Here is a 17,772-nt window from a genome sequence, read left to right on the forward strand (position 1 = left end):
CCCACCTGGCGTCCGCGGCGGAGCGCCGTCCGTGGACGGATCGCGCCCCGGCGCTCCGGGGCCGTACGATTGGCACTCGGATCGGGTGAGTGCCAGTCGGCGGGTCGTCGACGGAGCAGGACCAGCGTGCTCGGCCGACCTCACCGGACGTCCTGGAGGAACCGTGCCCACCTACGCGTATGCGTGCACGCAGTGCGATCACCGCTTCGACGCCCAGCAGGCGTTCACCGACGACGCACTGACCGACTGCCCGCGTTGCGGCGCGCGGCTGCGCAAGCTCTTCGGCAACGTCGGCGTGGTGTTCAAGGGCTCCGGGTTCTACCGGACCGACGCGCGCAACGAGCGCAAGGGCAAGATCGCCGCGTCCACGAGGTCGGACAGCGCCTCGACGACGTCGGACAGCGCCTCGAGCAGCGGGTCGGCCGACTCCGCCGCAGCGTCGACGGGCGGCTCCGGCGGCTCGTCGACCTCCGGGAGCACCGGCGGGTCCGGTGCGCCGAGCACCTCGGGTGGCTCCGGGCCGTCGACGAGCGGGCCATCGACGAGCGGGTCGTCGCCGGCCGGCTCCAACAGCTCGACCGGCGCCAGCACCTCGAGCAGCGGCGCCGCCGCTGCCGGCAGCTGATCCCCCGGACCCGGACCACACCGGCCGGTCCACAACCCGGTCGCACCCGGGTCGGGACGCCAGCCCCGACGTCCTAGCGTGCCGCCATGGCGCGCCGCACCCCGTACACCCCGAGCGTCCCGTCCGCGCGGTCACCGCTGCCTGCACCGCCGGCGCCACGAGCGGCAGCGCCCCGCGGTCGCCGGAGCGCCGCGCTGCTCGCGCTGCGCATCGCGCTCTGGCGACTGCGTCCGTTCGTCCTGCCGCTCGTGGTCGTCGCAGCGGTCGCGGTCGGCGTCCGTCACGTCGCGCCGCCGCCCCCGCGGACGCAACCGGTCGTCGTGACAGCCCATGAGGTCCCGGCCGGCCGGCCGCTGACCGGCGCGGACCTTCGGGTGGTGCAGATGGCGCCGCGCGTCGTGCCGGACGGCGCGCTGAGCGACCCGGACGAGCTGGTCGGCCGTGGCGCGGTCGTGCCGCTGCCCCGGGGCCTACCCGTCGTCGACTCCGTGCTCGAGGGCGACCGGTTCGGTCTCGACCCGCCGCCGGGCACGGTCGTGGTGCCGGTCCGGCTCGCCGACGGCTCCGTCCCCGGCTTCCTGCGCACCGGGGACCTCATCGACCTCGTGGTCCCCGGCTCCGGGTTCGACGCCCTGCTCGGCACGGACAGCGACCCGGGCCCCGCCGAGCCCGACGTGCTGGCCCGCCGGGCCCTGGTGGTCGATGTCGGGCAGGACGGTCGGCCCGGCGCCGGCGCGTCCCTGGCGAGCCTCGACGGCGAGGCGGCCCGGCTCGTCGTGATGGTCGCGGTACCACCGCAGGACGGCAGGCGCCTGGCCGCCGCGGGCGACGAGGGTTCACTCGGAGCCGTTCTGGTGGAATGATCACGCGCGTCGGGGTATCCGGCGCCCGAGCGCTCAGGAGGTTCAGATGATCACCGGGTTCAAGAGCTTCGTCCTGCGTGGGAACGTCATCGACCTGGCCGTCGCGGTCGTCATCGGCGGCGCGTTCGCTCTCGTCGTCAAGGCGCTCGTGGACGGCTTCATCAACCCGCTGATCGCCGCGATCTTCGGCCAGCCGGACCTGACGAGCGTCTGGATGTTCGAGATCAACGGCGCGATCTTCACGATCGGCGCGATCCTCGGTGCCGTCATCAACTTCCTGCTCATCGCCCTGGCCGTCTACTTCGTCATCGTGCTGCCGATGAACACGCTGGCCGAGCGTCGCAAGGCCGGCACCGAGCCCGAGCCAGAGGGACCCGCCGAGGACGTCCTCCTGCTCCAGGAGATCCGCGACCTGCTGGCCGCCCGCCGGGAGATCTGAGCCGGGTCACCAGTGCGGTGGCACCTCCCGGAGGAACCGCTCGTCGTCGCCGGGTCCGCTGGGCTCACCCCAGCCCTCGTCGGTGTCGTCCGCGCTGCGTGAGGGGATGACCGGGTCGGCGTCGGCCCGCGGCACACCGCGGGTCGCGCGGCGTCGGCGTCGGCGTTGCCCCTGCGGGGCGTCAGCAGGCACGTCCGGTGCGTCGGACTGCTCGTTCACCGCGGTCTGGTCCGTCCCCTCGGCCGGGTCCGGGTCGCTCATCGGGACCGCCGCACCGCACCGTTCACGGCGGCGTCGATCCGCGAACCACGACGCACGATGCCGAGCTCGGCCCGCAGCGCGCCGGCCAGCTGCTCGTCGTCCCGCTCGACCCCGTCCGACCGGATCCAGGTCATCAGGTCGTCGAGCTGGTCGTCGCTGTACGCGCTGATCGGCAGACCCGGTTCGACGTCCGGGCGCCCGCCGGGCACCGCCCCGTGCGCTGCCGGCCTCGGCCCGTGGGCCGGCGCCGGGTCCGTCGCGCCGGCGCCCTGGGGGTCCGCCGACGCTGCGATGCCGACCGCGGCCTGCGCGTCAGTCGCCTCCTGCACGTGCCCACGTACCGACCGCGTCGTCGGGCCGGCCGGGCGGCTCGCCAGGCGTCGCGCGCACGCGGCCAGCACGGCCTCGTGGATGGCGTCGGCCTCGGCCTGCGGGTCGAGGAAGACCGCCGCCGACCAGACCTGCACGACCGTCCAGCCGAGCCGCTCGAGCCGCTCGGCCGCCTGCCGGTCGCGCACCCGCACGCTGGGCTCACCCACGTACGCCTCGTCATCGGTCAGCACCGCGACGAGCATCTCGTCCGGCAGGTCGGGGTGGCCCGCCACGAGCGGGATGCGCGCCCCGCCACGCACACCGTGGTCCAGGTCGACGACGAGCCCGCGACGCCAGAGCCGCTCGGCGAGGTCCAGGACCAGCCGGTCGGGCTCGGGCCCCGCAGCGGTGGGCGCCGTCCGGTCGACGCCGTCGGCCACGTCGGAGTGCTCGGCGACGAGCTCGACCAGGTCGGCGAGCAGGCGTGCGCCGGGCGCCCGCAGCCGGTCGGGGTCGAGGTCCTCCGCCGTGAAGCAGCTGACGACGGTGAGCCGGTGCCGCGTCGCACCGAGGGTCTCGAGCAGCCGACCCTGGCCACCCGGCTCGCTCAGCGCACCGAAGCGGTGCAGCACCCGCCCGTGCGGCGTCCGGCCGAAGCCGATCGAGAAGATCACGGCCTCCCGGCTCAGGCCCTGCGTCGCGCCGACCTCGACGACGACGAAGGGTTCGGCCTGGTCCGGACGGAAGAAGCGCTCGAGAGCCGAGTTGTCGCGCACCTCCGCCATCACGGCCTCACGCACCCGCTCGGCGTGCACGGGCGACGCGGTGACCACGGCGAGGCTCTCGTCCGGGCGGGTGAGTGCATGGTCCACGACGAGGCCGACGACGTGCTCGACCTCCGCGCGGGTGCCTTCGACCGCACCGTTGGCCGCCGGCATCCCGCTGCCGTCCACGACGTCGAGCCGCAGCAGAGCCGTGGTCGCCGGAAGGGGGGTCGCGGTCAGCCGGCCCGCATAGCCGTGGTCGGCGAGGAACGTCGTCAGGTGCGGGTCGCGACGCGAGGTGTCGGCATGCAGCACGACGGACGGCAGGACCTGGGCCAACCGGACCAGTGCCGTACCGGAGGTGCACCGGGTGTCACCGATGACGACGACCTGCCGGCCGCGGGCGAGCGCGCTGACGACGCTCTCGAGCGGCAGGTGCCCGGCCGCGTCGAGGATGACCAGGTCCTCGGTCCGGGTGGCCGGCAGGAGGTACGGCACGAGCATGGGCGAGGCGACGAGGCACGGCCGCAGGTGCCGGGCGACGTCCGGGTACCGCTCGACGGCCAGCCGCAGGCTCGTGAACCGGTCCTCGACGATCTCGCCGAAGAGGGCCTGGGTCTGCTCGTCCGCCGCGCGCAGCCGCAGCCGCAGCGCCTCACGCGCCGCGGCCCGGGCCAGCAGCGCGCGGTCCTCGAGGTGTCGCCGGTCGAGGGCGCGGAACTCGGCGACCAGTCGGGCCAGTGCTGCGCCGTCGTACCCGGCGAGCGCCGGGTCGGCCAGGAGGATCTCTTCGAAGACGGTGCTCCACCAGGCCAGCTCGAGCTCGGCGCTGACCAGTCCGGCCGAGACGCGGCGCTCGGCAAGGTCCGTGAGCAGGGCGCCCAGCCCGCGCCGGTCGAGGCTCCGGACGAGGGCCGTGCGCTCGGGCAGGGTGTCGAGTGCTGCCCGGTCGAGTCGGAGTCGACGCAGCCGATCGCCCAGGTCGCTCCAGGTCAGGTCGGCCAGGCGACCACCGGCCGGCGTCCCGGCGAGCACCTCGCTCAGCGCGTCGAGGTCCGCGAGCACCTCGCGGTGGTCGACCTCGATCGTCGCCAGGCCGTCCGGGATCCGCGGCCATCCACCGGCCGGGCAGTGCGCCTGCCAGACCTCGCGCTGGGCCTGGACGTGCACGAGCGCGGCGTGCAGGTCGGCGACCGGCCGGCCCGGCCGCACGAGGTCCTTGGCCTGCTTGCGCAGCCGTCGGCGCAGGGTCGCGCTCATCTCGATGCCGTGCTCCGCGCGCCACTCGCGCGGCGCGGTCGCGGCGACCATGTCCGATGCCGACCGTTCGAAGACGATCGGCTGGAACACGTCGAGGGCGCTGCGCACGCCGGCGAGCATCTCGAGCTGCTCCGCCCACTGCGCCGGGGTGGTGGCTCGGGTCAGGCCGGTCGCGTCGGCGACCTGGGCGACCTGGTCGGCCAGGCGAGGGAGCGCGTCGTCCAGCAGGTGCTCGAGGCGGCGCACTGCTGCGCGGGCACGGTCGGCGGTCTGCAGGTCCGCCCCGTACCAGGGGGTCGCTCGTGCGCTGTCCGAGAACGCGCCGAGCCCGGCGGCCCGGACCAGGTCGTTGGCCGCCTGCGCACGCCGCTCGGCGTTCAGCGACTCGGCGACCGGCGCGGTCAGGCGCACGGTCGTCTGCGGGGTGGGTCGTCCGGCGGTCAGTCGGGCGAGGGCCTGGAGCGCGTCGTAGGCCGAGGCGCCCCACGGCTCGCGCGTCGTGTGCAGCGCGTCGATGTAGCCCTTGAGGCGGCGTCGCCGGACCAGGAGCTCGCTCTGGACGACCTCGACCTTCGCGGCGTCGACGACCACCGGCTCGACGGTCATCGCACCGAGCAGCCGCCGACCGGCCCGGGCGCGCCAGCCGGAGTCCGGGGCGATGTCCAGGACCAGCTCGTCGAGGCCGAGAGCCGCGAGCCGGGCGGTCAGCGCGGTCGCCGCGCGGCGGTGCCCGGCGACGTACAGGACGGTGCGGCCGCACGCGGCGGCGTCGGCCACCATGGCGGCGAGGGTCGCCGACACGTCGGAGCCCGACGGCGCGTCGACGAGCAGGTGGTGGCCCGCAGCCACCGCGTCCAGCACATGGGTCTGCGCCGCGTCGAGGTCACCGATGCCACGCTCCTGGTCGAGCGGACGGTCACCCCGCAGCATCGGCGGTAACGGATGGGCGAGCGCGTCGATCGACCGCTGGTCGCCGGCCAGGGCGGTCAGCACCTCGTGCCGGTGCAGCGTCGGGCCCTGGGCGTCGAGGTCGTCGACGAGGGTCTGCTCGGGGTGCACGAAGTTCCCGACCAGCAGGCGCTCGTCGAGGCTGAAGCCGGTGAGCACCGCTGCGCCGAGGGCACGGAGGCGCTCGAGCGCCGGCTGCGGGTCGAAGCCGGAGGCCGTGAAGGCGCCACGGGCCAGGGCCGTCGGGTCGAGCAGCGCGCCGCGGCTGCGCAGCGCCGTGGCGAGCAGCGGGTTGATCTCCAGGGACGGTTCGAGAGTCAGGTCGTAGTCGCTCTCGCCCCGACCCCGTGGCGTGATCGCGACCGGCCGGAGCAGGACGGGGGCGTGCACGGTGCGCGCTGCCGTCGGCCGGTCGGCGGCATCGGGTGCCGGCGCGGCCGTCCGCCGTGGCACCGCGGCATCCGCGAGCGCGCCGACCCCTGCCACGTCGACGACCGGGTCGCCGGCCGCCTGCTCGGTCCAGGTCGCCACGCCGATGGCCAGGAACGCCGAGACGAGACCGTACCGCTGCGCGTGGTCGTCCGCGGCTGCACCGACGGATCGCGCTCGGCGCTTGGCGGCCGACAGCGCCGAGCCCTCGCGGACCAGGTTCGACAGCCGGGTGGGACGCCCGGCGAAGAGCTGGGCGATGCCGGACGGGTGCGCCGCCGAGAGGTCGAGCTGGGCATCGCCGAGGCGGTCGACGTCGGCGAGCGCCGAGTCCCCTGCACGGGCCACCAGGGCCGCGCGCCACTCGTCGCGGGCGTGGTCGAGGAGCTGGGCGGCGGTCGGGCGAGGGACCGCGACGGGGGCGGTGCCCTCCGACGTGGGGGCATCCGTGCCATCGGGTCCCGGTCCCTGGATGCGGGCGGGAGCAGTCACCCTTGCACGCTAACCGGGTACGGCGGCTGGGCACGGCCGCCGCGCCGGACCCGGGCGAACACCACCCACCCGGGCCACCGGCGCCGCTCGTGCGTGAACCGCGCCGCTCGTGCGTGAACCGCGCCGCTCGTGCGTGAACCGTGCCGCTCGTGCGTGAACCGTGCCGGACATGCGCGAGTCGGCCCGGACGTGCGCGATCCGGCCCGGACATGCGTCAGCCGGCCCTGCCGCGTGGGTGACATCCTCCGACGCAGCATCAGATCGATGCGATCCAGCGCGTCGGGCCACTGCGGGGGCCGGCCGACCGGACAGGGAACTGACCGGGCATAGAACAGTGCGCACCGCGCAGGGGGCAGGCGATGCGCACTGTCAGGGCAAGTGTGCATCGCGGAGGGCCCTACGGTCAAACCCCCTCAGGACACCAGATGTTAACGAAAACATCACGATCATCCCGGGCCCGAGAGGTCGCTGTGGGGGCCCTGCCCAGCTGGGGTCAGGGTGCCTCCCGGGTGGTGTCGGTCGTCCGGGTCCGACGAGCGAAACGACCACCCGACGCCCGCCGCCGTCAGATGCCGACGGCGGGCACGGGTCGTCAGCGCACCTCGACGTCGTCGAGCACGTGCTCGCCCTCGTTGAGGTAGAGGTTGATGCCACGGACGTCCGCCAGGCCGGCCGTGCAGTCGGCGCTGAGGGTCGCCAGGTCGAGGACCACGGCGTTCTCATCGACCCTGGGCTGGTCGATCCAGCCCGTCAGGGGCGACTCGCACCACGTCCAGCTGCCGCCGACCTGGGGGCCGCCTTGGTATCGATCCCCGTGGTCGCCACGAGGTCGAACCGCAGCTCGGACCTTCCCGTCAGGTCGAGGGAGCCGGGGTAGACCGTGACCCAGGTGCCGTCCGTGCCCGCCGTGACCGCCAGCGCGCCGTCGACGCCGGTGACCGCACCGTTGCCGGCCGACCAGCCCTGGGTCCCGTCACCGAAGTCGTACAGGACCAGCGGCTCGAGCGGCTCGGGCAGGGCGTCGTACCGGTAGAGGTACCCGGCCATGTCCTGCCGCGCCACCGGCTTCAGCGCGCCGAAGAGCGTGCTCGACGTCGGGCTGATGACGCCCGTCTCGACCGCCCACGCGATCGCGTCGCGCGTCGGCCCCTGCCGCGGGATGTCCCGGAAGGCGACGGTGCCCGCGGGCGCCGGGGAGCCGGCCAGCCGGTGCAGCAGCACCGCCGCCGACGTCCGGTCGAGCGGGGCGCGCGGCAAGAAGAGCTGGAGCCTGGGGGCGAACGGGATCCGCAGGGTGTCCATGAGACGCGCCTCGACGATCCACTCGATCTCGGCGTAGAGCGCGTTGCTGCGTGGCACGTCGAGGAAGCGCGAGGCCGTCCCGGGCGTGTGGTCGGCGTCCGCGTACCGGTAGATCAGGGACGCGACGTCCGGCCTCTTGACGACCTTCGCCGGGCCGAACGTGCCGTCGCCGGCATCGACGAGGCCCTGCTCGTACAGCCAGACGATCTCCGTGTAGTACGGGTGGTCCCGCGGCACGTCGGAGAAGACCGGCGGTGGCGGCTCACCCGTCGCCCGGATGGCGTCGACGACGATCGATCCGGAGGTCGCCACCGCGTCGGGCACGGAGTTGATGTAGACGTTGAACTGGGACAGGTTCGCCAGGTCCTCCTCGGTGATCTTCCGGCCGGCGTTGCCGGTGTCCCACGGGGCGGGCGCCCAGTCCGCCCACGGGATGGAGATCTCGTAGGGCTCGTCGCCCGCGAGCGACGGGTAGGCCTCGTAGGAGACCCCACCGGCCTGCAGCTGGAGCACCAGCGTGTTGCTGCTGGCGTCCGGGTCGACCCACAGGGACAGCGCACCGAAGCCCGACCAGTCGCCGCTGATCTGCTTGCCGACCCCGGTGTACTGCTGCGCGGTGAAGTCGTAGTCGACCCGCATCGCCTTGGCGCCCTCGGGGGCCGACGCGGTCTCGAGAGTGATCGTGTTGGTGTTGTACTGGACGTACTCCGAGCGCAGCGCGGTGTCGTCCCCGTAGCCCTCGAAGTCGTCGACCACGCCGGGACCGAACGTGGGCTTGGGCCCCAGAACCACCGACGCGTCGTCGGTCAGGGTCTCGACCCCGCCCTCGACGACGTGGACGGTGACCGCGACGGTGCTGTTGTCGAGGTCCTCGGCCGCGACGGCCCACTCGCCGCTCCACCAGAAGCCGTCGTCCTCGAGGCCCAGCTCGATCTCGGTCGGGTCCTCGCCGACGGTCAGGAACACCCGGTCGGGGTCGGCACCGGTGACCCGCGCCCGAACGGTGGTCGGCGAGCTCGCCACGCGCGAGCCGTCCGGCGGGGAGACCAGGTGCACGAGCGGCGCGGGCTCGGCCGCCGTGAGACCGGTCCGGTCGAAGACCCCGGTGAGGTCGTCGGAGAAGTAGGAGACCGGGTCGGCCTCGTAGGCCTGGAAGTCGGGTAGCAGCTCGTGCTCCGCGAGGTCGGCCGTCGCCGGGTAGGGCACGAAGTACTGCTCGGGTCCGAAGTTGGCCCAGGTCGCCATGTAGGCGCTGCGGCTGGCCCTCGGGTCTGCCTTGATGGCGTCGAGCACGTCGGTGTACCAGGTGGGGTTCGGGTTCTCACCGTTGGGCTTCAGGGCCCCGGTGCCCACGCCGTACTCGGTGAAGGCGGAGATCTTGCCGCGCTCGTCGGCCAGGTCCGCGATCATGCCGAGGTCCGTGACGATGCCGTTGAGCCAGGCCGCGCCGGCGTTGCCGTCGTCGTAGCTGTCGTAGCCCAGGACGTCGATGAACTCGTCGCCCGGGTAGGTGCGCAGGTACGTGTCGGCGTTCCCGCCGAACCCACCGCCCGGCGAGAAGGCGTAGAGGAAGTTGTCGACGCCCTTGACGTCACGCAGGTACTCGACGGTGAACCGGTACAGCTCCTGGTACTCGCCCGGAGACCCGTAGGCGGCACCCCACCAGAACCAGGACCCGGCGTTCTCGTGCCAGGGCCGGAAGATCACCGGGATCGGGTCACCGTTCGCGTCCTCGACGGAGTCCGCGAGCAGCGCGATGTCGTCGAGGTAGGCCCGGAGCTCGTCGTTCTTGTCGCCGCCGGGCAGGACCGCACGCAGGGTGTCACCGGTGGTGTCGTAGAAGCTCCCACCGGTGACGAAGTTCTCCATGTGCGCGCTGATCGTGTTGATCCCGCCGATCGCGTCCGCCTTCTCGATGTAGTCGGCGAGGACGGCGATGTTCTGCGCGCGGGTGTTCTCCGCGACACCGGGGCGCTCGCGGCCCTCGATGATCAGCGTGTCCCAGCCGAAGACCGCCGGGAAGTCGCCGACGCCGTTGTTCACGTCGGACTGCGTGCCGTCCGCGGCGCCGATGCTCACCCCGTAGGACGTGGTGTGCTGGTGACCGAAGAGGATCCCCTCGCCGCGCACGTCGCGCAGGTACGAGAAGAGGGAGAGCGTGCTGGCCGAGGCCTGGGGATCCACGATCTGGAGGGTCTCGGCGGCTGCGATCGGGGTGTCGGCGGGAGCCGCCGGGTCGTCCGCCGGTGCGGCGACGGTCGGCAGCCCGGTGAGGCTGCTGACGGTGACCACGCCCAGCGATGCGGTCAGTGCGCGCAGGGCGTTCGTGCGGCCCCGAGCCATGGTCCGGTTCTTCATCGAACCTCCTGGATGAAGCCACCTCGATGCCGGACTGAGGCGGCAGGTGATGACTTACGCACGCTAGCGAACAAAGGTGTCCCGTGACTACCCGTCCGGGGAACATCTCGTGGACTCCGTCGGGATCGGTCCCTCCGGAGCATCCGGTGCTGGGCCATGATGCGATGGACGATCCGAAGGAGGCCTCGGCATGACTGTCCGTTCAGCGCCGCACGGCAGCCGGGAGGACCGGCTGCTCTTCCGGTTCATGCTGCTGTCCCTGGCGGCGGCCCTCGTGACGATCGCCCTCAAGGTCGGCGCCGCCGTCGTCACCGGATCGGTCGGCTTCCTCTCCGACGCCATGGAGTCCGGCGTCAACCTCGTGGCGGCGGTCGTGGCCCTGTTCGCGCTGCGCGTGGCCGCGCGGCCACCCGACGCGTCCCACCACTTCGGCCATGGCAAGGCCGAGTACCTCTCCGCCCTGGTGGAGGGCGCGATGATCTTCGTCGCCGCGACCGCGATCGTGTGGACCGCTGTCGAGCGGCTCCTCGCGCCCGCACCGCTCGACCAGCCCGGGATCGGCCTGGCCCTGTCCACCGGCGCCGCCCTCGTCAACCTCGCCGTCGGCCTGACCCTGCAACGGGTCGGCAGGGCACATCGCTCGCCCACGCTCGTCGCCGACGGTCGGCACCTGATGACGGACGTGTGGACCTCGGCCGGCGTGCTGATCGGTATCGCCCTCGTCGCGCTCACCGGGTGGCAGCCGCTCGACCCGCTGGTGGCTCTGGCGATCGGCGTGAACATCCTCTGGACGGGCCTCCGCCTGCTGCGCGGATCGGTCAGCAGCTTGCTCAGCGCCGCCTTGCCCGAGCCGGAGCGTGCGCAGGTCGAGGCGGTCCTGGACCGGTACCGCACCGAGCAGCACGTGACGTTCGCGCCCCTGCGCACCGCGGAGTCAGGCCGCCAGCGCCACGTGTACGTCGTCGTCACGGTGCCCCCTGAATGGACCGTCACGACCGCGCACGACCTCGCGAACCGGCTCGAGGCCGACGTCGACGCCGTCCTGCCGGGGACCGAGACCTTCGTCCACATCGAACCGGGGGGCGCGGCGGCGCAGTAGTGCGGACACCACCGCCGGCACGCCGGGAGACCCTCGGTACGATCGGCCGACCAGGGCCCGACCATTGCCCGCCCACGGCCGCCCATGCCCGACACTGGCACTGCGTCCTGAACCCGTGCACGACCGAGGGAAGGGTCCGACCTGATGAACGCCCGACAGGTACCGCAGCCGAGCCCTTCGAGGATGACCCCGTTCAGCGAGCACCCGATCGTGGTGGGAGTCGTCCCCCACCAGCCTGAGCTGGTGGCGCTGACCGCAGCGTCCTGGTCCCGGGCCGCCGGCGGGGTCACGCTCTACTTCGCCTACGTCGACGTCACCCGGTTCACCGCCGAGGAGCTCCCCGACGGCACCGTGCGCCACGCAGAGGTCGACCCCGACTCGGTCGACGACACCTGGGTCGACCGGCAGCAGCAGATCGAGCGGTCTCTGACCGACGTGCTGGACGGGTCCGGCGTGCCGTGGGAGTTCCGCTACCTGGCCGGCCGCCCCGACCGTGCCCTGACCCACCTGGCCCGCACCGTGGACGCCGCCGCGATCGTCGTGGGCACCCGGGCGCCCGGCCCCGGCGCCCGGCTGCGCGAGGTCGTCGAGGGTTCGGTCGCGGTCCAGCTGTCCCACCACCAGCACCGGCCGATCCTGGTCGTCCCGCTCAGCGTCGTGGACTGGAAGACGCCGCTCTGGCGGTGACCGACGCTGCGTGACCGCCCGCTACCCGGCTCGTCCAGGTGCGGCGTGGCGGTAGACGGTGGTCTCGCGGGCCTGGAAGCCGACCCGCTGGTAGAGCCGGTTGGCCGCTGCCCTCGACGGCCGCGACGTGAGGTCGACAGTCCGCGCCCCCAGGACCGCCGCCCGCGCCACTGCCGCACGCGTGAGGGCCTCGCCGACGCCGCGGCCGCGGACGGCCTCGTCGACCACGACATCCTCGATCCAGGCGCGCCGACCGGTCGGGAGGGGGAACACCACCAGGGTCAGGGACCCGACGATCACCCCGTCGACGCGGGCGACGAGCAGGGACGTCGCATCCGACTCGATGATCTCCCGCAGGACGGTCGGCGTGACCGCGACGGCCGACCTGGACAGCTGGGGCAGCAACCGCTCCCAGGCGTCGACCAGCCCCTGGTCGACCGACTCGACGACCTCAACGCCCACACCTTCGGCTGCCACCTGGGGATCGTAGCGTCGCGCTGCTCGCCTCGGCCCGTCACCGACGCTGCCCGGCGGCGACAGTCGATCGATCGACGCGCCGCGACCGGCTCCGACCGGCTGGGTCGAGGGCGACTGCGACCACGCGGCGGTGGCCGCCGCGGTGCACCTCCACGGTGGAGATGCTCGCGTTCGGCAGGGGCCCCCTCGGCCGCGGGTCGATCATCGTCAGGTAGGCGAGAAGCGTCAGGCCGTGGCTCACGACCAGGACCTCACCCTCCCCGTGGCTACGCTCGATGCGCGCGAACGCCGAGCGCACGCGCGCCAGGTACTCGCGCGCGGGCTCGCCACCCGGGAGGCCGGCGAACGTGCCACGGAGCACCTCGGCGAACATCGTGCCCGGGTCGTGCCGCGCGAAGAGCTCGGCCTCCGGGCGCGCCTCGAGGTCACCGAAACCGAACTCGCGCAGGTCCGGGTCCGTCACCGGCGGTGCCGATGGGTGGTGCACCAGGATCTCGTGCGCCGTGGCCTGGGCCCGTCCCGACGGGCTGACGTACGCGGCCTCGAACGGGCGGTCGGCCAGGTGGCCGGCCGTGCTGCGGACGCCGGCGAGACCGTCAGGGGTCAGCGGCGAGTCGCACCAGCCCTGCAGGCGGTTCTCGGCGTTGTACACGGTCTGACCGTGCCGTACGAGAGAGAGTGTGAGCACCACATGAGCCTCCAGGCATCCGCGGAAGTGCCGGCCGAGCGTCGCCACCAAGCTAGGTTGCGCCGGTGGCCGCACGGTGTCCGCGCGCTGCACGCCTTCTGTCGGCCCGGCGCACGGCTCCTGCCGGCAGCGTCACGCCCGGCACGATCCGTGCCGGACTCCTGACACGATCCGAACATCTCCCGCACGCGTCCGTGACGGCCGCCCGGCACCGTGGGTCACGGGCCGAGGGGCCCAGCGGCCCACGAGGGCCGGAGACCGAGGGAGACGACCATGTCGACACGGACCGCCCGATCCACGCGCCGCGCCCGCTGGGCCGGTGTCGCGGTGCTCACCGCGCTCGCGACCACCGTGCTGACCCTGCCCGCATCGGCGGTACCCGCGCCGGCCACCGCCGTGCCCACCGCCTCGATGGGCACCGCCGCAGACGCGACCGACCCGGACGACATGTCCCGCCTGTGCCGCGACCGTCTGCCGATCATCCAGGCACGTGCCGCGCACCTCATCGAGGTCCTCGAGTCAGGGCCGGACGTCGTCGGTTCCGTGGAGTGGCTGCGAGCGAACGCGGACACCGCAGAGGCCAACGGGAGGCCCGAGCGTGCTCAGCTGCTGCGTGCGCGGGCAGACCTGCGCGCCACGCGCGCCGACGACATCGCGCGCGTGGTCCAGCGCCTGGAGGACGCTGCCGCGACGTACTGCACGGACGTCCCGTGAGGCGGCTCGTCGCCGGTGCTCTGCTGGTCCTCAGCCTGGCCGGATGCGGCCCGAGGGGTCCGGCCACCGAGGGGACGCCGCCGCAGGTGCCGGCAGATGAGCCGGTGACCACCGCGCCCGCCGCCGAGGCACCGCCCACCCCGACCCCGACAGCCGTTGACCCGGCCGCGGTCGACGATCTGGCGCAGCTTCTCGACGAGGCGGACGGCATCATGGGCGATGTCGAGCAGGAGATGGCCGACGACGCCACGAGCTGACAGGACCACGATGAACGAGCCCGCCCCGACCAACGAGCAGCCCGGGCGCGGGCTCGTCGTCGTCGCCGAGGACGACACGTCGATCGCCGACCTCGTGACGCTGTACCTGCGGCGCGACGGCTTCGGCGTGCGGGTGGCCCGGACAGGCACCGACGCGCTCGCGGCCGTCCGGGGCCTGCGCCCGGTGGCGGTCGTCCTCGACATCGGGCTGCCCGGGATGGACGGCGTCGAGGTGTGTCGGGCCCTGCGTGCCGAGGACAACTGGACCCCCGTCCTGTTCGTCACCGCACGCGACGACGAGGTGGACCGCGTGCTCGGCCTCGAGCTCGGCGCCGACGACTACGTGACCAAGCCCTTCAGCCCGCGCGAGCTCGTCGCGCGGGTCCATGCCGTGCTGCGCCGCGCGAGCCGCCCGTCGAGCGCCGCGCTCGAGCTCGGTGCCGTCAGGCTGGACCGCGGCCGACGTCGGGTGTGGTGCGAGGAGCGGGAGGTGCACCTCACCGCGACCGAGTTCGGCCTGCTCGCCCATCTGATGGGCAACCCGGGGCGGGTGTACCAGCGCGAGGAGCTGCTCAGCGCCGTCTGGGGGTACGCGGCGGTGGCCGGTACCCGCACGGTCGACGTCCACATCGCCCAGTTGCGCGCCAAGCTCGGGGAGCGCACACCCATCCGCACCGTGCGAGGCGTCGGGTACGCAGCCGACGCCGAGGGTGAGCGATGAGCAGCGCGTCGGCCGACCGCACCGACCGGCGTCGGACGACGCTCGCCACGCGGGTGACACTCGCATGCCTCGCGGTGGCGTTGGTCGCGGCCGCAGTCGCGGCGCTGTCGTCGACGCGCCTTGCCGGTCTGGCCGATCGCGACGCTTCGCAGGCGGAGCTCGCGGCCCACGCCGACCTCGTCGCGTCGCTGCTCACCGAGCACCCGGACCTCACCCTCGACGAGCTCGTCCGAGGTGACGACGAGGTGGTCCGGATCGGGCCGGACGGCCGGCTGGCCGGTGCACCGCGCGCCGTCCTCGCAGCGGGGCGGACCGCCGCGGCCGATGTCACCAGCGGGCGACCGGTCTCCGGCCAGGTGCGTCTGCGGGCGAGCACGATGCTCGTCGAGGCCCGCCCGCTCGACGGCGGCGGCTTCGCTCTGGTGCGTGAGCAGCACCCGCTCCTGCTCGGCGGGGTCCGGCTCGCCCGCACCTTGCTCGTGGCCACAGCGGCCGGCGCTGTGGTCGCCGCGATCGCCGGGTCAGGTCTGGCGAGGCTGCTCGCCCGTCCCCTGCGGCATGTCACGTCGGCGGCTCGCGAGCTGCGGGCCGGGCGCCGCGACGGCCGGGTGCCGGTGGAGGGCCCGCGCGAGGTCGCCGAGCTGGGCGCGACGGTCAACGAGCTCGCCGAGACGCTGCAGCGCAGCGAGGCCCGGCAGCGCGAGTTCCTGCTCTCGGTCTCGCACGAGCTGCGCACTCCCCTGACCGGGGTCGCCGGGTTCGCGGAGTCGATCGCCGACGGGGTGCTCAGCGAGCCCGACGAGGTGCGGGCCGCGGGCCGGACCATCGTGCGGGAGGCGGGTCGCCTGGAACACCTGGTCAGTGACCTGCTCGACCTCGCGCGGCTGGGCGCTGACGACTTCCGGCTCGACGTCGGCGACGTCGACCTTGCGCAGCTGGTGCGCGACGCAGCCCGCGTGTGGTCGGCTCGGTGTGCCGCGACCGGCTCGCACCTGGTGGTCGAGGCCGACGGGTCGGTCCCGGTGCGGACGGATCCCGTGCGCGCCCGGCAGGTCCTGGACGGTCTGGCGGAGAACGCCCTGCGCGCGTTGCCGCAGGGGGCGCCGCTCGTCCTCGCGGCGCGTACCCAGGACGGCGCCGCGGTGCTCGAGGTGCGCGACGGCGGCCCCGGCCTGACCGAGTCCGACTACGCAGGGGCCTTCCAGCGGGGTCTGCTCAACGAGCGCTACCGCGGTCGGCGGCCGGTGGGATCGGGTATCGGGCTCGCCCTCGTCGACGGACTGGTGGGGCGCCTCGGCGGCCGGATCACCGCGGGGCCCGCCACGGAGGGCGGCGCCGCGTTCACGGTCACCATCCCGGTGTGACGGCAGCGGTCGACGACCGAGACTCGCGCGGAGGCGGGGTGGGGCTCAGCAGGTCGCCCAGCTCGTGCAGCCGCTGTTCTCCAGCGTCGGCTCGACCGGCACGTCCTCGACCAGCCGCTGGTCCAGGTAGGTGCTCGACCAGTCGTCGGAGCTTCCCTCGAGATCGTCGGAGCTCTCCTCGAGCAGCAGGCCGGTCTCGGGGTCCCGGACCAGCGTCGTGACGACGCCGTCCGCCGTGTGCTCCAGGACCTCGCCGGTGCGACCCGTGGAGTCGGCACCGTCGGACGCTGTCACCCCCGGCACGCCCGCAGCCACGGCCCACGCCGCCTGGCGAAGCCCGACCGGCAGGAGGCCCCCGTCGAGGAGCAGGTCACGCGCCATGCCGAAGACCTTGTCGTCGTCGGTCCCGCTGCGGCGGTCCGGCTCGACGCTCGCGCGCAGCACGTCCTCGAGGGCGGTGGGGTCGACCGGCAGGAGAGCGGGGTCCCGGAGCATGTCGATCCACTCGCCGTCGATCCGGAACCGCCCGATGACGTCCCTCGGCCCGACGCCCGTAGCGGTGGTCAGGTCCCCGTCCGTGACCAGCAGGCCAGGCTCGTCGCGGCTGAGCCACGACTCCTCCTGGTGCTCGTCGCCGGCGTACGACGACTGGCGGAGCGTGTACCAGTACGTCCCGGCCAGGACGGTCGGCTGCACGACGGGTGCGACGCTCGGCGTCGGGTCCGGCTCGGCGGTGGGTGTGACGCTCGGCGTCGGCACCGGGCCGACGAGCGCGGCCGGCGGTGCGGCGGCCCAGGAGCTCCACGGTCGGGCCTGCGCGGCCCAGCCGCCCCCCGCCACCACGGCAGCCAGCGCGAACGTGCCCAGACCGCGGACGACGGCACGGCGCCGACGCGCACGGGGCACGACGCGCGTGGTGTCGACGTCGAGCCGTGGTGCCACGGCGTCCAGCCGCATCCGCAGCGTCCGGGCGAAGTCCTCGTCGGTTCCCATCACTCGCTCCTCGTCGTGGCACTGCGTGAGTCTTCGTGCGTGTCGCTGCGTTCGTCGGCGCTGCGTTCCTCGGTGTTCCGGGACTCGGCGCTCAGGGACTCGGCGCGCCGGGCCTCACCGAGCACCTCGCGCAGACGCGCCAGGCTGCGCGATGCGGTCGACTTGACGGTGCCGATCGACACCCCGAGGTCGGTGGCGACCTCGCGTTCCGTCAGGCCCTCGAAGTGGCGCAGGACGACGATCCGCCGCTGCCGGGGACTCAGCACCGCCAGCGCGCGGACGAGCTGGTCGCGCTCGGCCTGCAGGTCCGCACCCGACGCCTCGCCGTTCTCCGGCACGGTGGCCGGGTCCATGAGCACCTCCCGGCGTCGGCGCCGCCAGGTCTCGATCCGCAGGTTCGCCAGCGTGCGGCGCGCGTAGGCCAGCGGGTCCCGCTCGCGCGCCCTCGACCACGCGAGGTAGGTGCGCACCAACGTCTGCTGCACCAGCTCGTCGGCCTGGTGCGCATCGCCGCACAGGAGCCACGCCGTCCGGGCGAGCGCCGGGGACGCGCTCGCCATGAACGCGGCGACCTCGGCCTCGTGATCGACGCCGGTCACGATCACGTGGACGACGGAGACGTCACGCGAGTCCGCAGCCGCCACGGGCTCGGTGGCATCGGCGGTGATCGACATGCTCATGATGTGTACACGCTCGTGACCGCGGAAAGGTTGAGCCGA

16 protein-coding genes are annotated in these 17,772 nt (G+C 73.7%); 9 read left to right on the forward strand and 7 right to left on the reverse strand.

Features of this window, described 5'->3' with window-relative positions; genetic code table 11:
• Nucleotides 1-163 precede the first annotated feature (163 nt).
• The 3 genes from K415_RS23245 (at nt 164) to mscL (ending at nt 1,927) form a co-directional block, all read left to right on the forward strand.
• Nucleotides 164-625 (forward strand): FmdB family zinc ribbon protein, encoded by a 462-nt coding sequence (locus tag K415_RS23245; protein WP_081784841.1) that lies wholly within the window; start codon nt 164-166, stop codon nt 623-625.
• A gap of 86 nt (nt 626-711) precedes the next feature.
• On the forward strand, nt 712-1,488 hold the full coding sequence (locus K415_RS22445) for an RcpC/CpaB family pilus assembly protein (protein ID WP_024285461.1): 777 nt from the start codon (nt 712-714) through the stop codon (nt 1,486-1,488).
• 46 nt (nt 1,489-1,534) lie between these two features.
• Nucleotides 1,535-1,927: a large conductance mechanosensitive channel protein MscL gene (gene mscL, locus K415_RS0102125; RefSeq protein WP_024285462.1), complete on the forward strand. Its 393-nt coding sequence runs from the start codon at nt 1,535-1,537 to the stop codon at nt 1,925-1,927.
• A gap of 6 nt (nt 1,928-1,933) precedes the next feature.
• Here mscL and K415_RS21305 read toward each other — a convergent pair whose 3' ends face one another.
• From K415_RS21305 to K415_RS0102145, 3 genes are all read right to left on the reverse strand, one after another.
• A complete protein-coding gene (locus K415_RS21305) occupies nt 1,934-2,188 on the reverse strand; it encodes a hypothetical protein (RefSeq protein WP_024285463.1) in 255 nt (84 codons plus the stop codon).
• On the reverse strand, nt 2,185-6,393 hold the full coding sequence (locus K415_RS0102135) for an ATP-binding protein (protein ID WP_024285464.1): 4,209 nt from the start codon (nt 6,391-6,393) through the stop codon (nt 2,185-2,187). The genes K415_RS21305 and K415_RS0102135 overlap by 4 nt, the downstream gene beginning before the upstream one ends.
• 750 nt (nt 6,394-7,143) lie before the next feature.
• Nucleotides 7,144-10,053 carry a glycosyl hydrolase gene (locus K415_RS0102145; protein ID WP_024285465.1) on the reverse strand — a complete coding sequence of 970 codons (2,910 nt, stop codon included), beginning with the start codon at nt 10,051-10,053 and terminating at the stop codon, nt 7,144-7,146.
• A 190-nt stretch (nt 10,054-10,243) separates the two neighbouring features.
• Here K415_RS0102145 and K415_RS0102150 point away from each other — a divergent pair, with 190 nt between their 5' ends.
• On the forward strand, nt 10,244-11,152 hold the full coding sequence (locus tag K415_RS0102150; protein WP_024285466.1) for a cation diffusion facilitator family transporter: 909 nt from the start codon (nt 10,244-10,246) through the stop codon (nt 11,150-11,152).
• Between the two features lie 183 nt (nt 11,153-11,335).
• Nucleotides 11,336-11,839, forward strand: coding sequence for a universal stress protein (locus K415_RS0102155; protein WP_231494799.1), 504 nt, complete (start codon nt 11,336-11,338; stop codon nt 11,837-11,839).
• A gap of 21 nt (nt 11,840-11,860) precedes the next feature.
• Here the strand turns inward: K415_RS0102155 and K415_RS0102160 are convergent, their stop codons facing one another.
• Together K415_RS0102160 and K415_RS0102165 are read right to left on the reverse strand one after the other, a co-directional pair.
• Nucleotides 11,861-12,388 carry a GNAT family N-acetyltransferase gene (locus tag K415_RS0102160; RefSeq protein WP_369795268.1) on the reverse strand — a complete coding sequence of 176 codons (528 nt, stop codon included), beginning with the start codon at nt 12,386-12,388 and terminating at the stop codon, nt 11,861-11,863.
• Nucleotides 12,354-13,004 carry a histidine phosphatase family protein gene (locus K415_RS0102165; RefSeq protein WP_024285469.1) on the reverse strand — a complete coding sequence of 217 codons (651 nt, stop codon included), beginning with the start codon at nt 13,002-13,004 and terminating at the stop codon, nt 12,354-12,356. The genes K415_RS0102160 and K415_RS0102165 overlap by 35 nt, the downstream gene beginning before the upstream one ends.
• Nucleotides 13,005-13,277: 273 nt before the next feature.
• Between K415_RS0102165 and K415_RS0102170 the strand changes: the two genes are divergently transcribed.
• The 4 genes from K415_RS0102170 (at nt 13,278) to K415_RS0102185 (ending at nt 16,060) form a co-directional block, all read left to right on the forward strand.
• Entirely contained in the window at nt 13,278-13,718 is a 441-nt protein-coding gene (locus K415_RS0102170; RefSeq protein ID WP_024285470.1) for a hypothetical protein, read from the forward strand.
• Nucleotides 13,719-13,822: 104 nt separating this feature from the next.
• Nucleotides 13,823-13,975 (forward strand): hypothetical protein, encoded by a 153-nt coding sequence (locus tag K415_RS23765; protein ID WP_155859330.1) that lies wholly within the window; start codon nt 13,823-13,825, stop codon nt 13,973-13,975.
• 10 nt (nt 13,976-13,985) lie between these two features.
• A complete protein-coding gene (locus tag K415_RS0102180; RefSeq protein WP_024285472.1) occupies nt 13,986-14,696 on the forward strand; it encodes a response regulator transcription factor in 711 nt (236 codons plus the stop codon).
• Nucleotides 14,693-16,060 (forward strand): HAMP domain-containing sensor histidine kinase, encoded by a 1,368-nt coding sequence (locus tag K415_RS0102185; RefSeq protein WP_024285473.1) that lies wholly within the window; start codon nt 14,693-14,695, stop codon nt 16,058-16,060. Before K415_RS0102180 ends, K415_RS0102185 begins: the two co-directional genes overlap by 4 nt.
• Nucleotides 16,061-16,105: 45 nt before the next feature.
• Here K415_RS0102185 and K415_RS0102190 read toward each other — a convergent pair whose 3' ends face one another.
• Together K415_RS0102190 and K415_RS0102195 are read right to left on the reverse strand one after the other, a co-directional pair.
• Nucleotides 16,106-17,053, reverse strand: a complete 948-nt coding sequence (locus K415_RS0102190; protein WP_024285474.1) for a hypothetical protein — start codon at nt 17,051-17,053, stop codon at nt 16,106-16,108.
• Nucleotides 17,053-17,733 (reverse strand): SigE family RNA polymerase sigma factor, encoded by a 681-nt coding sequence (locus tag K415_RS0102195; protein ID WP_255347114.1) that lies wholly within the window; start codon nt 17,731-17,733, stop codon nt 17,053-17,055. Before K415_RS0102195 ends, K415_RS0102190 begins: the two co-directional genes overlap by 1 nt.
• Nucleotides 17,734-17,772 lie beyond the last annotated feature (39 nt).

Source organism: Cellulomonas sp. KRMCY2 (genome assembly GCF_000526515.1).
In the GTDB taxonomy this organism is placed as follows: Bacteria; Actinomycetota; Actinomycetes; order Actinomycetales; family Cellulomonadaceae; genus Actinotalea.